The following is an 18938-nucleotide window of genomic DNA, read 5'->3' as shown; positions in this document are numbered from 1 at the left end:
TCTTAATTGCTTAAATTTTTTATTTTCATGCTATTCATAAACTATACAGCATTTTACAGGGAAAAATGTATCGAAATATTTAAAAGTAATTTACCAATCTTTTTTGACCAGCAAGAGTTGCCATTATTTGAAAACTTTTTAGATCACCATACTCATGAAAATTACTACCTGATTAAAGAAGGTGAGCAGATATTAGCCTGTGGAGGAATTTTTATTGACGAAATAAAAGGCGAAGCCAGTCTAGCATGGGGAATGGTGCATGCCCAGCATCATAAAAAAGGAATAGGTAAATTGCTTACTCAATACAGGCTAGAGATCATGAAAAACTGCTACCCGAATAAAACATATGTATTAGAAACCTCACAGCATACTGCAGCATTTTACGAAAAAAATGGATTTCATACCATAGCTATTGTACAGGATGGTTTTGGAAAGGGGATAGATAAATATATGATGGAAATAAAAAATAAATAGACATGGACCACTGTTCCACTTTAATTAATTCGATATGATATTTTTCTCCCTTGCTCTTTTTACATAATCATTGCTAAAACTATCCGGATCCAAGGTCATCGCTTTCCGTTCAACAAAAGAAATTCTCCCTATCCTATTTAAGCGATACATGGTAACCATTTTTGCTGGAAAATGATAATCGAAATGCAAGATTACAATTTTTAAATTTTTACCTATGATTGAGTAACTCCCTTCAGCTATAATATTATTTTCTGCATCCTTAATTTGTTTAGGAAAGGTCAATTCCAATATCTTTTGACTTTTATCGTCCAGCCAATAAAGAACATATTCCTCCCCTTTTTGATCAGCATCATAATCCATCATTTTTTTTAGCGCAGTAACCTGCTGTGGGGCATCATGGTCTTCGGGCAGTATCTCCGCTTCTACCGTATTTTCTTTAATATCCTTCCTATACAACTGATGATGAAATCCATTGGTATTGATCTTCTCTAATAGCACATAAGAGGTCATCCCATCTATAGCATCTTTTGAAACTTGAGCCTCTACTTGTTGATAACAAAAAAATAAGATAGTCACTTTTAAAAATTTCATCCAGTTGATCATTTGTTGCCGATAGATGATTTTAGCCAAAGCCTTTATCTGTGATACAACATGATCAGGTGATGATAGGAAATTAAAAAGTAATGTCATGATTAAGATAATTAAATATGGAAATAGTAAAGGATATTTCTGTTGATTGCCTATCCTTTTATGCAATCAGATCCTGCTCAAAATATGGCATTATTAAAAAAACCAATCTCCGCCGTAACCAAATAAAATGGAGACTACAAGGAGTAGAATCATATATGCCATAATCCTTTTGAGCAAGCTATTAACTTTAATATCTTTGAAAAAATAATAATTAACAACAAAAAATAGGAGCGCAGCAACTCAATAAAGAAAATAACGTACCTAAAATCCTCATCAGTAAAAAATATAACACCAATTTTCAACCAATTGTTCCTCTCAAAATTTCAGTTCAATTATTGTTGTTGCTCGCTAACCACTCATGTTATATATATGAATCAAATATGGTGCTAAAATGTAGATCATTGTCTGAAAATTGTTAACAATAAGCTTTCTTCTAATATAGTACAATACATCAATATTAAAAATGATCTGGCAATCATTGGATTACTAAGATTGAAAACCTAAATTTCTACACATCTCAATTCTAAAAGGAACATATCGGATAAATCATTATCATACCTTTGAAACTTCTAAATCATATAAACCTTCCTTTTTACAGATATGCCGATTGCATATTTGATGAAACTTTTACATATTTGTATATAAATAGCAGTTTTAACCGAACTAACCTTAACTAAATATTGTCTAAAATATTAAAAAATAAATGAATTGTAAAAACTGCAACACCGAAGTCTTTCAAAACTATTGTCCAAATTGTGGACAACCCGCAATCCTTAAAAGAATTGATAGACACTACATTACGCACGAAATCGAGCATATTTTACATTTTGAAAGAGGGATTTTATATACGATAAGAGAATTACTAACCAAACCCGGTGATAATGTCAGGCATTATATTTCAGAAAATCGTGCTCGACTTGTAAAACCAATCATATTTATTATTGTAACTTCTCTTATTTATTCGTTGATTAATGGTTTTTTCCATATAGAAGACGGCTATATAAATTATCAAGAAATCGAGCAAACAACGACAGGAAAAATTTTTACTTGGGTGCAAGCTCACTATGGTTATTCCAATATTATACTTGGAATATTCATTGCTTTCTGGGTTAAAATATTTTTTAAAAACTATAACTACAATCTATTTGAGATTCTAATCTTACTTTGTTTTGTCATGGGGATAGAGATGCTCATTTTTGCATGTTGCGCACTCTTACAAGGTTTAATAAAAATTGACATCATGCAATATGGAGGCATTATTGGAATTGCATATTTCAGTTGGGCTATTGGACAATTTTTTGACAAGAAAATCAGTAATTATCTAAAAGGATTTGCTGCATATATGTTAGGGGTCGTGAGTGCTACAATTTTAGCTGTTGCAATAGGAACATTAATTGACATACTTATAAAACATTAACATATGGAAAATAAAAAAGCATCATCCTTTATTTTTGGTATTATAGCGATCATAATTGGGGTAAGATTATATAAAGAATTTGACTTTGAAAATCTAAAATTTGAGAAACCAGCACTAGCTATTGTTTACAGCGTTGTCTTTATATTTTCCATTTACATACTCGGGAAAAATCTAAAGAACAAACTTAAAAACAAAAATAAAGATCAAAATATCGTTTAGAAGCTGATGATTATTCTTAATAATAAGAAAGAGCAAAGTTCAATAATCGAGATATTATTGAACTTTGCTATAAAAAATGTATCTTCTACTCATGAAGGATCGCGAAATTCTTAGACGACATATCGATCAAACTATTCAACTCAACGATGAACAGTTTGATTATTTCTTTTCTTTTTTTAAACCCGTATCATTTAAGAAGAAACAATCCATCATCCAAATTGGTGATGATGTAACATGCGAGTATTTTGTTTTAAATGGCTGTCTTAAAACATTTTTTGTTAATGATGAACAAAAGATGCACATCCTACAATTTGCAACAAAAACCTGGTGGGCATCTGATTATAATGCGTTACATAACAATAAAAAAGCAACAGTTAATCTGGATTGTGTAAGTGATGCAGATACCCTTTGCCTGTTTAGTGAAGACCGAGAAAAAGTGTGCAAAGAAATACACGAAGTGGAAACTTTTCTAAGGTGGCGTTCCAATAAGGGTTATATAGGTTTACAAAAAAGAATTCTCTCCTTACTTAACAACGATGCCCGAAGTCGGTATGAAGAATTGATGCAACAATATCCAGAACTCTACAACCTGGTTCCAAAACATTTAATTGCGGCGTATCTTGGTGTATCCCGCGAAACCCTCAGCCGCCTGTATCATGCCAGATAGGGTGATATATGTCACCAAAACAAACATTCTTTAAAATGTGATGTATATCACATAAGGGTTCGATAATTTATACCCTATTTTGTGATATCATTTTAAACATTTAAAAAATTTTAAAGATGGAAAAAGAAAATTTGAAAGTATTAGTCGTACTTACCTCTCATGATCAACTTGGAGATACAGGAAATAAAACAGGTTTTTGGGTCGAAGAATTTGCTGCACCCTATTATGTTATGGCTGATGCAGGAGTCGATGTGACAATCGCTTCTCCAAAAGGTGGACAACCTCCGATAGATCCTAAAAGCGCACTTCCAGAATTCCAGACTGAAGCGACAAAACGATTTGATGAGGACAAGGAATTACAAGCTAAATTGGCCAATAGCATGATATTGAGTGAAGTAGACGAACAGGATTACGATGCTATTTTTTATCCCGGCGGACATGGCCCACTTTGGGATTTGGCGAATGATAAAACCTCTATAACACTTATAGAAGATTTTTGGAAAAACAATAAGCCTGTTGCCGCGGTATGTCATGCTCCGGGTGTATTCCGGTTTGTTAAAGACAGCGATGGTATCCCATTAGTAAAAGGTAAAAAAGTTACTGGATTTTCGAATTCTGAAGAAGAGGCTGTTCAATTGACAGATGTTGTTCCCTTCTTAGTAGAAGATGAACTTATAAAACTTGGTGGTGATTACAGTAAAGGAGAAGATTGGGGTAGTTATGTTTTAAAAGATGGCAATTTGATCACAGGTCAAAATCCAGGTTCTTCAGAAGAAACGGCAAAGGAATTACTCGCCCTATTATCGAAATAGATATTAATCCAATACAGTTTTAAACTATTAATCAACGGATTGATCCCTTAGGGCCAATCCGTTTTCTATTTCTCGTATATGAGACTAGTTTTTTATTTCACAAAAGTCGCCTTAGAACCTCGACCCGTTGCATCTAAAGCTGAAATAGCAACATTTGACATAAGTTTTAATTACACTTTCTAAAAAACAGAAGGAGCAGCAAATTCTTTACTACCAGATCCAGTAACAGATGTGTAACTAGAAATCATCTATCCTTCTTTTTTATATTGGCAGAGATTTACAACTACTCTATCATTCTTTTACATGGCAATAGTTCATTTTTCATCATCAAACCATCCTATTGGGATCCAAACATCTATTTTAATATCAAAGTATATTAAGGAGCTATTATAAATAACAAATTTAGATTGGATGATCTTGTTTAGTAGAGCAGCAATTCTAAAAGAAAACGATCCAAATATTCGTCATAATGGAATAAGATCTATGGATAATTATCCCAAATTGCAGTACAAATTCGAAATCATAACCATAGATAATATCGTGAAAAAATGATTGAAATGTTAAAAAACCTTAAAAAACATACATTCAACATATCAAGTTAAAAAAGATTTAAATTAAAATATTCACACTAATAACACTGTAAATCAGCCATTTACAACATATTATATTATATCAAGTTTGTTACAAACATATATTTATTCTAATGCATGCCAAATATTGAGGCATGTGTTTTGTAAATACCAAATCGTAATATTTTTATTACAAAAGTAAGTTTGTCATTTGAATCTCAGATCAAATGCATTAACACACACTAAATAATATAGGATATGAATTACATGGAAGAAGTTCTCACTCCTACAAAGGAGGTTAAGGTGCTATTAAAGCCAGCTGTATTAAATTCAAACGAGCAGCAATTAAAACAACAAAAAAACAGTTTGTTACGCAAATCAATTCAATATGGTCTCAAAGAATATAGTATATGGGGCATAACATTTTTGATTTTACTAACGTCAGTATTTGGTCTATATATGCTTCAGACAGAATTCGAAGCATTACGTTTTGAACGTCTAGATAGCATTGGCGGAACTATAATTATTGGTTTCGGTATTTTCCTGTTACTATCCAGTATCAGTTTCTTGGTCTATTTAATAATTTTACATACTAAATATAAGCCTATAGCATCTGTATCTGATGATGAATTACCATCTTGTACAGTTATTGTACCAGCTTACAACGAAGGACATCTTGTCTATGATACTTTACGTAGTCTTGCTAATAGCGATTACCCTGGACATAAGCTCCAATTAATAGCAATAGATGACGGTAGTAAAGATGATACGTTCACTTGGATACAACGCGCTAAAGCGGAGTTGGGTGATCGCGTTGAGATTTATCAACAACCTAAGAACATGGGAAAACGACATGCGCTTTACCGTGGTTTCAAATTAGGTAAAGGTGATATTTTCATTACTGTCGATAGTGATTCTGTGGTAAAAAAAGACACACTTAGGAATATGGCCTCCCCTTTTGTGAAAAATAAGGATTGTGGTGCTGTTGCTGGAAATGTACGTGTACTCAATAATAAAAAAGCTATTATACCACGTATGCTTAGTGTAAGTTTTATATTCAGTTTTGAATTTGTCCGCTCAGCACAAAGTGTATTAGGATCAGTAATGTGTACTCCAGGTGCTTTATCTGCATATCGAAAAGATGCCGTGATGAATTGTTTAGAAGATTGGATGAATCAAACTTTTATGAATCAACCTTCTGATATTGGAGAAGACCGGGCTATGACCAATATGATTTTAAAACAGGGTTTCCATGTTTTATTTCAATCCAATGCATATGTCTATACCGATACTCCTGTACGTTATAAAAACTTATATAAGATGTTTATTCGTTGGGAAAGAAGTAATGTGCGTGAAAATATTATGATGAGCCGTTTTGCTTTTACCAATTTCCGTGAGGGTAAAAAATTAGGAACGCGTATTTTATTACTTATGCAATGGAAAAAAGTATTGCTTTCCTATCCGCTGCTTTTGTTAATGATGTGGACAATATTTCATTATCCTTTAATGTTCTTGAGTTCAACTTTTGTAGGAATACTAATTTTTTCAAGTATTCAAGCATTCTTCTTTGCCTCAAAAAGTGACAATAAAAAAGAAGCATTTTGGGCTTATACTTACAGTATATTCTATGCATTCTCTCTATTCTGGATTACTCCATATGCAATTGCTACAGCAGGACGCAGCGGATGGTTGACAAGAGGCTAACTCCAGTAAATAATAATATTCCATGTATCATATTTAATTAATATGATTACGATTTGGGCAAGGTTATGCGTTTTCGCATAATGCTTGCCCTTTCGGTATATAATACAATCCCTAAGCCATTTTACTAAGTAATTTATCATACACAATTTTGATACAGGAATGAACATGATAAACCATCTATGACAATCAGATACCACAATTTTAGAAGGTTAGAATATCTATTTTTAATCCACCATGCTACTATTAACCGGACTTATCACTATAACATGATCAAAAGTATTAATCTAACCGTTCTAATTTAATGAAGACTATATTGAAATGAAAATTTCGGGGAGGAAAGATCGAAACTGATAAAAGCTAAGAAAATTGCTTAAAAAAGGAAATTTTATGAAGAATTGGCAAATGAAATTTCAATCCATCATGAGATGACTAGTGTCGCATATCATAGTCCAAAATTTTCACTCAAACTCTACCCCTTTACTTGTAAAGGCAATGAGGCACTTGCTGAACACATCCAAGCAAATTCAGCATACCGTAGATTGCAAAACTAAGACCTGCCGAAGCAGATATGTCCACAGGAAAGGAGTATGTACAAATAATAACCATTTGATAATATCAGCGCGTATTAATCATGCTAGGCATGCTGTGTATAATTAGATCCATTATACTCCATGTACTGAATCAATGTGACTCAAAATATAGCATAAAGGCTAGGTATTGATTGTTGAAAATGGTATTAAGAAATTAATACAGGAATTTTATTAAAAATAATATATCCATCATATTACTATTTGAGATAAAATAATATGTTTTGAATAAAAAAAGAAAGTTATTTGCTTTTGTTATCCTTCGTACTCGCTAATGCCCAAGCAATAAGTACGGGTTGAAAGAACAGTCGTGCAAATCTCTTAGCATTAGTATCGAGACCAAAGGCATCACGTTTTTCTACATATTGGGCGATATTGCCAGGAAACACAGATGTAAAAAATCCAGCCGCTATTTGACCAACAGTTTCTCTATGTTTTTCATTTGTAAAAATTAGAGCAGCACCTAAAGAAATTTCCGCTAGTCCAGAAAACACCACCGTATCATCCTTTTTAAGTGGAACCCAATTAGGCACCTGAGCCCGAAATTCTTTACGAGCAAATGTTAGATGTGAGATACCAGCAGTCATTAAAAATGTACCAAGAGCAATTCTGCTTACCTTTTGAAAATAGGATTGATTCATCAGCATATTATTTATTTTATCAATATCGATCAGTATAGATACAACCGACAATGGACAAAGGTTTTTTATAATGACAATATTTTTAAAACTCCACAGAAATTCTCTATTTTGACAGTTCCGCAAGTTCATCTTTCGTGAATACATGATCCCCTTTCAAATAACTATTTGCTTCCTTCAGATATTTAAAAATTATTTTTTTACCTTCTTGACTTGGCAATTTTTTAAGATTTTGAACTAAAAAATTTTTATCCACTAATCGATCTTTATGATAATCAAGAAATGAGGGAGCATGTGTTTGGACAGACCATCGTATAAAATGCAGATCAATATTATCTTTATTTTTTGATATAACAGATTCTAGTCTATTCTTACCTTTTTTAAACTGGCTTAGCTTTGTAAATGGATTGTTCTTATGCTTTGCCCATAATATTTCATATGCTGCGAGATACCCTTGTTCTGTTGCAGTTTTGGCTCCAGATTCTAAGGTTTTCAGATTGTTCTCGCAGAGTTTTTTATCTTTAACAGCTACCGAATAGTCAGATCTTATTTTATCAATATCAATTTGACCAAAGCAAATAATTGTACTTAACACAAAAAATATACACACAAAAAAACGTTTACCCATATTCTCTCCAATTATGATGTTTATATTCCAATTTCTAAGTTTATAAATGTTATGCAGCATACCATCAGGTGATATAAGCCTTATGTTGAAAAGGGGACATGGGTCCCCTTTTCATTTAATTCAGTAATTTAAATATACTATATTTATATTCAAACTACAATTACAGAATAAAGTCTTGTGTTATAACGATACGTTATCACGTAACATTTTAATATCATTATGCGCAGCTAACTGCTTACCCAATTGGTTCAACACCATATTTTTCACTTCTATAGATAACTGATCAGCATCCTCTTCTAGAGTATTTTTATAGGTTTCCTTAAAAGCATCCTCTCCTTTTTCACAACTTTCCAATAAGCTTTTCTTATCATTTCCTGAAATATTTACTTTAACATTCATCCACAATCTAAAAAGTTTACCACTCATCATCGTACTTTCCGTTGGCTCCTCACCCTCGAGTTTAACATAAGGTGTTAACTCTTCTATAAATTGTTTTGATTGCTGCATATATTTCCCGAAAATACCGCCTAAGCTATCCACTCCCATATTGTTGGCAAGATCAGATGCTGTTTTATATCCTTCTATCCGATCATTGTTGATCTTGATCAGATCATTGATAATTTCTGGATTATTAATTTGATTTTCCATAGCAATTATGTTATTTGAGTTGTAAATCATTGCATTGAAAACAACAACATAAGCAATAGGTTCAGTCCCTAATTCATTTCGGGTATTAACACAGCAATAGCGTATTTAACACCAGCAACAAAAGACTGACCAAGTTATGGATATAACTAACAAAAGGTTTTCAGTCTTACAACCATGTAATACCAATAGCTTATTTAAATGTGTATGAAAAATCGCCATTTAGGGCATAGCGATTTCTTGATCTTCATGATATGCTTCATTCCATTTTGCGAGTTGACACATAATGGGGATTAATGCTTTTCCTTTTTCGGTTAAAGAATATTCTACTCGAGGGGGCAACTCTTTAAACTCCTCTCTAAAGATAATACCATCCTCTTCCAACTCTTTCAGCGAACTCGTCAATACCTTCCTAGAAATATGCTCTATCATAGCATCCAATTGTCCAAAGCGTGCTTTCCGATCACGCAAAGTATAGATGATAACAGGCTTCCATCTTGTTCCTAAAATTCCCATCGAACGCTGCATAGCGCATGAGCAGCTCTTAAAATCCGTTCGTTTCATATACAAATTATTGAATAGTTACATCTAGGTAACCACTTTATACTATCAATAGTTACAAAAGTACACTAATTGAAATATATTTGCAATACGATCAAATTTTAAAATAAAATATAATGAGTATACAAACACTATTTAATCCATTTCAATACAAAAACCTCGTTCTCAACAATCGTTTTGTCATGGCACCGATGACACGTGCATTTTCTATCGATGGCATTCCAGGTGATGATGTCAAAGGTTATTACGAACGTCGTGCAGCAGCTGAAGTAGGATTAATCCTGACAGAAGGTACTGTAATTGACAGACCATCATCAAAAAACCTAAAGGATATTCCAAATTTTTATGGTGATCAGGCATTATCTGCTTGGAAAAATATTGCTGATGCTGTTCATCAAAAAGGTGGAAAAATAGCCCCTCAAATATGGCATGTAGGCGATACACCGATGCAATGGACTCCTCCAGCACCTTTTGAAAGTCCAGATTCAATGAGCTTAGCAGATATTGAACATACGATACAAGCTTATGCGCATGCGGCAAAAGCAGCGAAAGATCTAGGATTCGATGCATTTGAAATTCATGGTGCACATGGCTATTTAATTGACCAGTTTTTCTGGGAAGGTATGAATCATAGAACTGACGAATTTGGAGGTAAAACAATCAAAGAAAGATCCAGATTTGCTGTTGAAGTCATAAAAGCGATGCGCCAAGCAGTAGGTCCTGATTTTGTTATTATCCTACGCCTGTCGCAATGGAAACAACAGGATTATACTGCTAAATTTGCTCCAACACCTACATCTTTAGAAGATTGGATCTTACCACTAGTCGATGCTGGAGTAGATATTTTTCATGGTAGCCAACGCCGTTATTGGGAATCGGAATTTGAAGGCAGTGACCTGAATTTTGCAGGTTGGCTGAAAAAAGTATCTGGACAACCCACTATTACCGTGGGTTCTGTAGGCCTTGATAAAGATTTTGGGGATGTATTTACCAATTCCGATTCAAAATCAGCTCCAGTTGCCTTAGATGAATTGGTTCGCAGATATGAAAGAGGAGACTTTGATCTTGTTGCAGTAGGTAGAGCAATTTTACAAGATCCAAATTGGGTCAAAAAAGTACATGCAGAAAAGTTCGATGAACTGTCGACATTTGAAGCAAAAAGTTTGGGCAGCTTGTCTTAGATCAGTCAAAAGGCTAAAAGACGCTATGGTAAACTAATTTTAAATCATGAGTTTATAAAAATTGATTGTTCTGATATCATCAAGTATTTTATCTATAGCATATACAGTCTATAGATAAAATACCGATATTTCCATTCCTAAATGGTGTTTTTAAAATAAGTTTTCTATTTCTCTAAGGTATGCGTTATCTTAATAAGATGAATATATAGACTTTTGCAAGTCGAGCAATATTCTTGTCCTCTTCAATTTATCATGACCTACTTTCATTCCTTTAATTCCATATTTGATGTATTCTAACATCTACATGTATAATACCATTACAGCATCATTACAACAAGCCTCCCTCAACCTTAAAATATCAACCTCATATTCCTATACACCGTTTTATTGGCTCTTAATACGCTGAGATAAACAAGTCCAAACAAGTTGATGGTATCTGATCATAAATAATTATTTATAAATTGTTATAATTTCCTATATTCACCATCTTTCTCTTACAAAAACCAACAATACGAACAACCGACTTATATTTTATGCTCCATACACAAATTTCAACAGCGACTTTCAATAATACAAAACCACATTACCCTATACTCGATGGGTTACGAGGTGTGGCAGCTATTACGGTTGTATGTTTTCACATATTTGAAGCTTTTGCAACGAGTCATTTGGACCAGGTAATCAATCATGGTTATTTAGCCGTCGATTTTTTCTTTATACTATCCGGATTTGTGATTGGTTATGCTTATGATGATCGTTGGGCAACAACATCAACTTTAGATTTTATCAAACGCCGAATAATTCGACTTCATCCCATGGTCTTTATGGGTGCGATCATTGGTGCCATTCTATTTTACTTCCAAGGCTGCTCGGTATGGGATGTTTCTACTGTCAGTATCATGGCATTGCTCGGTGCGACATTATTAAACGCATTTTTGATCCCAGCAATGCCAGGGCATGAAGTACGCGGTTTAGGTGAAATGTTTCCTTTGAATGGCCCAAGCTGGTCTTTATTTTTTGAATATATGGGAAATATACTCTATGCCTTGATTATCCGAAGATTTTCCACCAAGATTCTTGCAGGCTTAGTCTTTATTGCAGGTTGTGGCTTAGCGACATTTGCAATAGTAGGACCTTACGGGGATCTCTGTGCTGGATTCTCGTTGACCGAAATCGAATTTACTGCTGGATTTTTAAGGATGCTATTTTCTTTTTCTGCAGGTTTATTACTCTCACGTGTTTTCAATCCCGTTCATATAAAAAGAGCTTTTTGGATGTGTAGTCTCCTGTTAGTTGCTCTTCTTACCGTACCACGTATTGGCGGAGCAGAGTATTTATGGATGAACGGGCTATATGATACCTTATACTGTATCGTGATTTTCCCAATATTAGTTTATCTTGGAGCATCTGGAAAAACCAGCGATAAGTATACAACTCAGATATGTAAATTTTTAGGCGATATTTCGTATCCTTTATATACCGTTCATTATCCTTTTATCTATCTGTACTATGCCTGGGTAAAAAATCATAAACTTACTTTTGAAGAATCATTACCTGGTGCAGCAGCTGTTCTTATTGGAAGTATCATACTTGCTTATATCTCTTTAAAATTTTACGACATACCAGTAAGAAAGTATTTAACAAACCGACTTTTAAAAACTAGTAAATCATCATTAAACAATTCTTAAAAATGCTATACGATCTGATTTTTTTCATAAAAAAAATCAGATTAATAAACAAAGGTTTTTATCTTTAGCTACGAATCAATCACTTAAACCAGCCATGAATAAGAAATCATACCAAGAAATGAGCAATGAAGAACTAATCAATGCCAAAAAAGTAACAACAATAGCTGCAGTTCTATTGACCTTTATGTTACTTATCCTATTGGGAATGGGAATCTATATTTCCGTAACCAAAAAATTCAGTGCATTGGTCGCTATTCCTTTTGCTTTGTCACCCACGACGATCATTAATTTTAAAAATTTAAAGAAAATCAATCAAGAACTCAAGACGAGAGGGATATCCTAATTTATACATCAAAAATTTCACTTAGTTTTATTATGAACTCCAGCACTGCATCTTGTCCAAAGTTAGGACCCTGATCCTAAGAACTCAGGATCACTAAGCGTTTTCAAAAATGAAATAATATCTTGTTTTTCGTGATCAGTTAATGGGATCCGATTGCCATTTTCTTTTAAAATAGGATCCAGATTTTCAGTATCTCTAACACCTTTATCAAAGTAATCCAACACCTCTATTAACGTTGCAAACTGACCAAAGCTACCATAAGGCGCAGTATATTCAATATTCCTTAAGCTAGGAACCCTAAAACTCATAAAATCGGAAAGCATTCCCGTCACCCGAGCACGTCCCGCTTCTTCAGAACTACTGTGTAATGGAAAGCCCACGTTTCTGAAACTCTGATCCGTAAAAAGTTCCGTACTGTGACAACTCTCGCATTTTTGTTTAAATATCTGATAGCCCTGCGCTTCACTTTTAGTGAATTTTTCATCCTTATTTCGCATTACTTGATCATATTTACTATTAGCACTGATAAGAGTATAAGCATATTGGGCTATACTACGATAAATCCGATCAGGCGTAATATATTCATCTCCAAATGCCTTTTTAAACAATTCTTGATAGGAAATGTCCTGGCTTATTTTCCCAATAACTTCTACAATAGAAGAATTCATCTCTTCATGTGTTATGATAGGTACCAAGGGTTGTTTTTCTAGTTGGAGAACATTTCCATCCCAATTATAAAACTGCATAAAGGCCATATTTTGTATCGGCGGGGTATTTCTAAGACCTATTCGACCATAAATGCCTATGGCTCTCGGATTATGATCAGCAAAAGCATGGGCCCTATGGTGACAGCTCGCACAGGATATGCTATTATTTCCGCTTAATTTTTTTTCATTAAATAACTTTTCTCCCAGTTCTACTCCATATTTTGTTGGCCTATTATTTTTCACACTATTATTTAAAATAGGAAATCCAGCAGGAATTTCCAATGAAAGCTCTGGGTTATCGAAAGAAAAGGAAGTTTTATCATCTTCTTTACTACAAGAGAGCAACAAGATGAACACCACTATAATCCCTACTATTTTTTCCACTTGCATAGCTATTTTTAAATTATAAAAACACGAGCTGATCCACTCATCTCCTTTGATCAGCTCGTGTCCGATCTTAGTTTTCTACTTTACTTATAGAAAACATTCCTGATACATCACTAGAACCATTACCACCGAGATTGTCCACGAATTTTAACATTTGAACAGCAGTATGAACATTTGGTGTAGCATTATTCCCCATCCCTGTCCCTGTTGATAGGGTAATGGTATTGGTCTTCCCGGTCAACAGTTGATTAAAATCTGCTGTAATGGTTATTTTAGGAGCACGTTGACCCACAATAGCAACTGTTGTCAGATCTAATGTGATATCGCGATATGCATCCACACCTTGCGTATATGCACCTTCATTTCCTTCAATAGTGCTACCGGTGTGAATAGACATGGTTTTATTATCGATTTCATAAAAGCCTTCCAATTTTGTAAATCGATAACCTGTTCCCCACTCCCACATCATTTTAGTATCATTAGCACCAGCAGTGGCATAAAATGTTGGAAATCTCACTTGATCGATTGTATTCACATCCTGTTTTACACCCAAACCAAATTTGATCTGCTTATAAGTACCCGATGGAATGTTCGTTAAGACATAGTCCAGACTAGCTTGCTTCGCTTGATCAATAACAGTTGCTCCTTTATCCAGATCATTAACATGGTAAGGTATCTCCCCTCCATCAGCTTTGATAAGACGGATATTGCTAATCACATATTTCAATTCAGATAAATGATGGACTTGTCCTACTGCAGAAGTATTTGTTGTAGCAGTAGTTGAACTCGCCCCCCCTAAGATTATCGTTGTATTTTTAAAGGTATTATTAAAATGTAAGGTTACATGATTAGCCACAGGCATGTCATCACTTTTACTACATGAAACCATTGCCAGTGTACAGGCTGATAATAATAGATAGTTTTTTAGATTCTTCATTTCAATTTTTATTTAATTAAACATTATTTATTGTTAGCACTATGGGTTTTTCTAAAAACCCACTTTTAAGGATGTAAATATATTACGCCCCATTCGAGGAATATTTCCCCAGTCAGCGTATGTACTGTAGTATTCATTCCATAAGTTTTCGGCACCTACCTGTACAACAGCTTTACAATTCTTGATATTAAATCGATAGTCTGCCGAAACATTCCAAATCTTATAAGAGGAAGTTTTATCTTCTCCATACTCCGGACTGTAATTATTTTGTGTAAAATCACCATTCAAACTGGTTTGAAACCCAATTTTATGATGTGTAAAATGGACTGATGTCTGATAACTTAGGGGACGTATAAAGGGTAAATTTCCACCTCTGTCATCTTGACCGCGAGCATAAGTCAGCAGACCTTTCCATTGCAGATTTTGCAAGATGTCGTAATGACCACCAATAGAAAAATTGAAAAGTGTAGCATGGTCCAAAGAGGTATAACCTTTGACACCTACCGATTGGTAATTCATTGGGCTACCCATATTTAAAATTCGACCAACGATATAGTTTTGGATATAGAAGTAGTTTGCCTTAACTTCAATCCCGACTTTTTCTTTCTTAAAGCCCAAACTCGCATTCATTTCATATGAAATTTCATTTTTCAAATCCGGGTTCCCGATATAATCGTATCGATCGAAACTATTGTAGATATAATAACCATAACCTTCGGAAACAGATGGTGCCCTATGTCCATAACCCGTTCCCGCAGAAAAATTAAAACTGTCAAAATTAAGCTGATAATTTGCATGAAGACTTGGCAAGAATCTTGTTTTTTCTTGTGGTGTACCAGGGTGGAAAATCCAATTAAATTCCACGTACTTAGCATGATTGTAGTTCAACCCCAATGCTCCACCAACATTTACTTGACTCTTGTCGGAGATTTCCCATGCATTATTCATCGAAAGTCCTACATATCGAGTCGTTACCCATGGCCAACTGTAGGCAAACATGGTACGGTTGTTTCGATCTTGAGGATACATTCTCATTTCAGCGATCGATACATTCTCGTAAGCATTCAACTGTATTTCGGAAGCGTAATCATCTTTTTTTAGATTAATCTTACTCACAAGTCCATAAGTCGTGCTCCATCCCGGCATATCCATATGCACTAAATTTTCAGGACGTGTCGTATCATCCATATAGTGCTCTACTGCATTAAAATAGATTTTTGAATCCCACACTTTGACCAACCCATCCTCAAACATTTGCTTATAGGAAGCAGATGTGATCAATGCTCGGGATAGCCAGAGGTCCATCGGTAATGCTGGGAAACCGACATCCTTGGCCATATCAAAAATAGCATCCACTCTTAAAGCAGACAATGGACTTGTTTTATAAGCCATACCTAAAGACGTATTAAATTTATGGTATTGCGAATGCTTGACTTCATCGTTATGTCCATCAGCATAATTACCCGCTTTTCTAAAAGAAATACTTCCATCTGCTACAAATTTGTCATCTGAATAAGACAAATTTCCCATATTGAAAAACTGTTTATTATTCCATTCGAATCCTGTTTGGTAGGCACCACTCCACTTCGGATCCAGACTAAACGGGGTACTTTTTCGCTTCAGATCAATACTTCCCGACACGGTAGATCCATGCATACTTCCAGCCTGCCCCGATGTAATGTCAATCGCAGAAAGGTTGTTACTCTCCACATAAGAGGTGATCGGATCCATTTTATCGGTACAAGCTCCGAAGATATGCATACCATCAATGGTCAAATTCGTCCGTTCTGAACTCATATTATTCAACAAGGGCTCCCAAGCATAAGCACCACGTTTGATAAAACTTATATTTTCCGAGGATGCCAAAAATTCATCAACCGACACGGACATTTTCATTTCAGTCTCTATTTTCTTTTTGACCATCCTATTTACATGTACTTCATCGATACGACGCGTACTATCTTGCTTTATCTGCGAATCTTGCGCTTTAGCATATATACCAAATACCAGAAGCACTAAGCCAACACTTAATTTCTTCATCATGGTTAAAATAAAATATCAATATGCAGGTCGCTTTTAGCACCTGCAATGCCAGGTGTAAAATCATCCGGTACAACAGTTCCTTTTATGATTTGTCCATCTTGGTTCTGCATAATAAAATTCAATGTCCAGTTTCCGGTCATGGTATAATTCACTACGCCATGATACAACCCGTCGTTCTGTTGCGTCAGATCTTTATTGTTGGGTGACGAATGATTCCCCATAGAAGGTTCTGGCATACGCGGATCCAGCTGTAACATATAACCATTAACCTCAGTGTAGGAAAACTGTGTCGGATCTGGAAATACTCCCGATGGATTATCTATAGGTTTTTGATATCTATAGATTCCAGCTAACAGTTCGTTTTCAGAAACTTTTGGCTTCTGAGGAGATATTAAAGCGATGATATATTGTTCATTATCCTTCCCCGTAAAAACCGTCATGTTGAGATTTTTATTTGCTTGTTCCTGAACATTTATGCTTTTCTCGACCTGGAAAGTTTGACCATTAACGGTCAGGCTGAGGTATAGGTTCCAACTGTCATCTAAACTACTTTTCTCTGTAAATACAGCATATCCAGAAAAATATTTTTCATCAGATCTCTCCATCAATTGATACCGATGAGGACAGGACTGATGCTCCCCCATTGCATTAGTCATAATAGGCAAAAATGTAACTCCAGAAGTATTAGATATTTCGCCAGTCTGACTATTGGTGATTTTTAAACGGATTTCATTATAACCCTTATAGAATGTTCCATTCAAAGCTTCAATACGAATATGATACCCGTTAGTAGTAACAGTTGCAGCCTCTTTAAACTCGACATGTTCCGTTACTACAGTATCGATTTCAGCTTCGTAATCCGTTTTACCCTTTGTACATGACATGACCACAACGCATAGCGCAGCCATAAATAATAGTATTTTCATTATTATTTACTGTTTTGTGAAAAAAAAATCGGAAATCCAGCTTAGCTTCTACATATATGTAGTACAACGTCAAATCTATAGATAGGGACTATCTTCACCTCGATCTCAGAGTTGGGAATGACTTTGATTCATCGTAATCATCAGCAGGTAGATAAGAGGTTATCAAAATATAACAATTACCCACTATAAATCTTCCACTGCTACATACCGACTATGATATGGAGCGTATCCTGCAGAAATAATTTATGCGAGATCATTAATTGATGATCTGATAGTACTTTAATAAATGCTATACTTCAATTCATTCCTGTTTCAACCACTAGTCAACATGTTGAAGTCTGTTCTCCAAAATGATCAATAAAATTCATGATGCAGAGCATCATTTTCAATATTGATCTATCGCAGGTACAACGACATGAATAGGATCCGATAAAAATCTGTCTTTAACAATACATCAAGAAATTCATGATATAGGATATCAGTATCCGTCTCGATAATATCGTGATAAAATCAGGTCACTAAATTTAAAATAGCTGACGTTAATGACTAAGCTTTGCTGGTAAGCAAAAACGGGATAGGAGGACGAAAAATAGGTGTGGTAAATGTAAATCTGTAATCCGCCAAATAAGGAGAAAAATGTTTAACAGAAAGATTTTCTTCTGGTGGATGCATAGTAAAAAAAACACTTTCCTTATGCATATAAAAAGCATTACGCTCATATATCACCAGATTCTTTTTTGTTTCCTTCTGCTCTTCTGCTCTTATTTTTTTCATAAATACACATTGCCCATTACAATGAATCTGAGGACGATCCTTATTGATACATTGAGCAATATAATCGGGTAAGTGTATCTCATATTCAAGTACCATGACATTGCGATAGAAGGACTGCAATGTCAATGTTATCAGAAGAATATAAGTACAGATACGTTTCAAAACCTTTTAGTTTTTTTCAATATGGCCAAATATACGGAATGATTTTCTTTAAAAAACAGGAAAATAGCACTTAATTTAAAAAAATAGCTGAACATTTTTATTATCGGTGTACATCGAGCCGATAAGGGATCTAAAAAGAAGAAGTAATCGATATTGTAGTAATTGTACAAACACAGCTG

At 34.5% G+C, this 18938-nt stretch carries 19 protein-coding genes; 9 read left to right on the top strand and 10 right to left on the bottom strand.

The window, feature by feature from the left end; all coding sequences use genetic code 11:
• The first annotated feature begins 27 nt into the window (after positions 1-27).
• Entirely contained in the window at positions 28-474 is a 447-nt protein-coding gene (locus C8N37_RS10505; RefSeq protein ID WP_108158859.1) for a GNAT family N-acetyltransferase, read from the top strand.
• Positions 475-498: 24 nt separating this feature from the next.
• Here C8N37_RS10505 and C8N37_RS10500 read toward each other — a convergent pair whose 3' ends face one another.
• Entirely contained in the window at positions 499-1164 is a 666-nt protein-coding gene (locus C8N37_RS10500) for a hypothetical protein (protein WP_108158858.1), read from the bottom strand.
• 703 nt (positions 1165-1867) lie between these two features.
• Between C8N37_RS10500 and C8N37_RS10495 the strand changes: the two genes are divergently transcribed.
• From C8N37_RS10495 to C8N37_RS10475, 5 genes are all read left to right on the top strand, one after another.
• A complete protein-coding gene (locus C8N37_RS10495; RefSeq protein WP_108158857.1) occupies positions 1868-2581 on the top strand; it encodes a DUF3667 domain-containing protein in 714 nt (237 codons plus the stop codon).
• Between the two features lie 3 nt (positions 2582-2584).
• Positions 2585-2800 (top strand): hypothetical protein, encoded by a 216-nt coding sequence (locus tag C8N37_RS10490; protein WP_045754847.1) that lies wholly within the window; start codon positions 2585-2587, stop codon positions 2798-2800.
• A gap of 91 nt (positions 2801-2891) precedes the next feature.
• A complete protein-coding gene (locus C8N37_RS10485; RefSeq protein WP_108158856.1) occupies positions 2892-3467 on the top strand; it encodes a Crp/Fnr family transcriptional regulator in 576 nt (191 codons plus the stop codon).
• A 116-nt stretch (positions 3468-3583) separates the two neighbouring features.
• The gene (locus C8N37_RS10480) at positions 3584-4279 is read left to right on the top strand and encodes a type 1 glutamine amidotransferase domain-containing protein (protein WP_108158855.1); all 696 of its coding nucleotides are present in this window, start codon (positions 3584-3586) and stop codon (positions 4277-4279) included.
• Between the two features lie 827 nt (positions 4280-5106).
• Positions 5107-6552 carry a glycosyltransferase family 2 protein gene (locus tag C8N37_RS10475; protein ID WP_211322227.1) on the top strand — a complete coding sequence of 482 codons (1446 nt, stop codon included), beginning with the start codon at positions 5107-5109 and terminating at the stop codon, positions 6550-6552.
• 829 nt (positions 6553-7381) lie between these two features.
• On the opposite strand, the gene C8N37_RS10470 is transcribed toward C8N37_RS10475, so the two are convergent.
• From C8N37_RS10470 to C8N37_RS10455, 4 genes are all read right to left on the bottom strand, one after another.
• Complete coding sequence (locus C8N37_RS10470) at positions 7382-7780, bottom strand: DoxX family protein (protein ID WP_045755659.1); 399 nt, start codon at positions 7778-7780, stop codon at positions 7382-7384.
• 103 nt (positions 7781-7883) lie between these two features.
• The gene (locus C8N37_RS10465; RefSeq protein ID WP_108158854.1) at positions 7884-8465 is read right to left on the bottom strand and encodes a hypothetical protein; all 582 of its coding nucleotides are present in this window, start codon (positions 8463-8465) and stop codon (positions 7884-7886) included.
• Positions 8466-8585: 120 nt separating this feature from the next.
• Positions 8586-9053, bottom strand: coding sequence for a ferritin-like domain-containing protein (locus tag C8N37_RS10460; RefSeq protein ID WP_108158853.1), 468 nt, complete (start codon positions 9051-9053; stop codon positions 8586-8588).
• 219 nt (positions 9054-9272) lie between these two features.
• Entirely contained in the window at positions 9273-9614 is a 342-nt protein-coding gene (locus tag C8N37_RS10455; protein WP_186812825.1) for a winged helix-turn-helix transcriptional regulator, read from the bottom strand.
• Positions 9615-9727: 113 nt separating this feature from the next.
• Here C8N37_RS10455 and C8N37_RS10450 point away from each other — a divergent pair, with 113 nt between their 5' ends.
• The 3 genes from C8N37_RS10450 (at position 9728) to C8N37_RS10440 (ending at position 12823) form a co-directional block, all read left to right on the top strand.
• A complete protein-coding gene (locus tag C8N37_RS10450; RefSeq protein ID WP_108158852.1) occupies positions 9728-10792 on the top strand; it encodes an NADH:flavin oxidoreductase in 1065 nt (354 codons plus the stop codon).
• A gap of 533 nt (positions 10793-11325) precedes the next feature.
• The gene (locus C8N37_RS10445; protein ID WP_108158851.1) at positions 11326-12480 is read left to right on the top strand and encodes an acyltransferase family protein; all 1155 of its coding nucleotides are present in this window, start codon (positions 11326-11328) and stop codon (positions 12478-12480) included.
• Between the two features lie 94 nt (positions 12481-12574).
• The gene (locus C8N37_RS10440) at positions 12575-12823 is read left to right on the top strand and encodes a redox-active disulfide protein 2 (protein WP_108158850.1); all 249 of its coding nucleotides are present in this window, start codon (positions 12575-12577) and stop codon (positions 12821-12823) included.
• A gap of 62 nt (positions 12824-12885) precedes the next feature.
• Here the strand turns inward: C8N37_RS10440 and C8N37_RS10435 are convergent, their stop codons facing one another.
• The 5 genes from C8N37_RS10435 to C8N37_RS10415 form a co-directional block, all read right to left on the bottom strand.
• On the bottom strand, positions 12886-13914 hold the full coding sequence (locus tag C8N37_RS10435; protein ID WP_211322226.1) for a cytochrome-c peroxidase: 1029 nt from the start codon (positions 13912-13914) through the stop codon (positions 12886-12888).
• Between the two features lie 73 nt (positions 13915-13987).
• The gene (locus C8N37_RS10430) at positions 13988-14854 is read right to left on the bottom strand and encodes an MbnP family protein (RefSeq protein ID WP_108158848.1); all 867 of its coding nucleotides are present in this window, start codon (positions 14852-14854) and stop codon (positions 13988-13990) included.
• Positions 14855-14905: 51 nt separating this feature from the next.
• Entirely contained in the window at positions 14906-16897 is a 1992-nt protein-coding gene (locus C8N37_RS10425) for a TonB-dependent receptor plug domain-containing protein (protein ID WP_244914393.1), read from the bottom strand.
• A gap of 2 nt (positions 16898-16899) precedes the next feature.
• On the bottom strand, positions 16900-17823 hold the full coding sequence (locus C8N37_RS10420) for a hypothetical protein (protein WP_108158847.1): 924 nt from the start codon (positions 17821-17823) through the stop codon (positions 16900-16902).
• Positions 17824-18369: 546 nt separating this feature from the next.
• Positions 18370-18597 (bottom strand): hypothetical protein, encoded by a 228-nt coding sequence (locus C8N37_RS10415; protein WP_146171053.1) that lies wholly within the window; start codon positions 18595-18597, stop codon positions 18370-18372.
• Positions 18598-18938: the final 341 nt, after the last annotated feature.

This window comes from Sphingobacterium faecium (genome assembly GCF_003054045.1).
GTDB lineage: Bacteria > Bacteroidota > Bacteroidia > Sphingobacteriales > Sphingobacteriaceae > Sphingobacterium > Sphingobacterium faecium.
Note: the sequence above shows the minus strand (reverse complement) of the source record. Positions and strands in the feature narration are given on the sequence as shown.

Excerpts from the sequence above, each read along its gene's own strand:
- C8N37_RS10500 (WP_108158858.1), bottom strand. The coding sequence starts at position 1,164 with ATGACATTACTTTTTAATTTCCTATCATCACCTGATCATGTTGTATCA.
- C8N37_RS10490 (WP_045754847.1), top strand. The coding sequence starts at position 2,585 with ATGGAAAATAAAAAAGCATCATCCTTTATTTTTGGTATTATAGCGATC.
- C8N37_RS10430 (WP_108158848.1), bottom strand. The coding sequence starts at position 14,854 with ATGAAGAATCTAAAAAACTATCTATTATTATCAGCCTGTACACTGGCA.
- C8N37_RS10455 (WP_186812825.1), bottom strand. The coding sequence starts at position 9,614 with ATGAAACGAACGGATTTTAAGAGCTGCTCATGCGCTATGCAGCGTTCG.
- C8N37_RS10420 (WP_108158847.1), bottom strand. The coding sequence starts at position 17,823 with ATGAAAATACTATTATTTATGGCTGCGCTATGCGTTGTGGTCATGTCA.
- C8N37_RS10440 (WP_108158850.1), top strand. The coding sequence starts at position 12,575 with ATGAATAAGAAATCATACCAAGAAATGAGCAATGAAGAACTAATCAAT.
- C8N37_RS10475 (WP_211322227.1), top strand. The coding sequence starts at position 5,107 with ATGAATTACATGGAAGAAGTTCTCACTCCTACAAAGGAGGTTAAGGTG.
- C8N37_RS10415 (WP_146171053.1), bottom strand. The coding sequence starts at position 18,597 with ATGAAAAAAATAAGAGCAGAAGAGCAGAAGGAAACAAAAAAGAATCTG.
- C8N37_RS10470 (WP_045755659.1), bottom strand. The coding sequence starts at position 7,780 with ATGAATCAATCCTATTTTCAAAAGGTAAGCAGAATTGCTCTTGGTACA.
- C8N37_RS10495 (WP_108158857.1), top strand. The coding sequence starts at position 1,868 with ATGAATTGTAAAAACTGCAACACCGAAGTCTTTCAAAACTATTGTCCA.
- C8N37_RS10425 (WP_244914393.1), bottom strand. The coding sequence starts at position 16,897 with ATGATGAAGAAATTAAGTGTTGGCTTAGTGCTTCTGGTATTTGGTATA.
- C8N37_RS10505 (WP_108158859.1), top strand. The coding sequence starts at position 28 with ATGCTATTCATAAACTATACAGCATTTTACAGGGAAAAATGTATCGAA.
- C8N37_RS10480 (WP_108158855.1), top strand. The coding sequence starts at position 3,584 with ATGGAAAAAGAAAATTTGAAAGTATTAGTCGTACTTACCTCTCATGAT.
- C8N37_RS10485 (WP_108158856.1), top strand. The coding sequence starts at position 2,892 with ATGAAGGATCGCGAAATTCTTAGACGACATATCGATCAAACTATTCAA.
- C8N37_RS10465 (WP_108158854.1), bottom strand. The coding sequence starts at position 8,465 with ATGCTGCATAACATTTATAAACTTAGAAATTGGAATATAAACATCATA.
- C8N37_RS10445 (WP_108158851.1), top strand. The coding sequence starts at position 11,326 with ATGCTCCATACACAAATTTCAACAGCGACTTTCAATAATACAAAACCA.
- C8N37_RS10450 (WP_108158852.1), top strand. The coding sequence starts at position 9,728 with ATGAGTATACAAACACTATTTAATCCATTTCAATACAAAAACCTCGTT.
- C8N37_RS10460 (WP_108158853.1), bottom strand. The coding sequence starts at position 9,053 with ATGGAAAATCAAATTAATAATCCAGAAATTATCAATGATCTGATCAAG.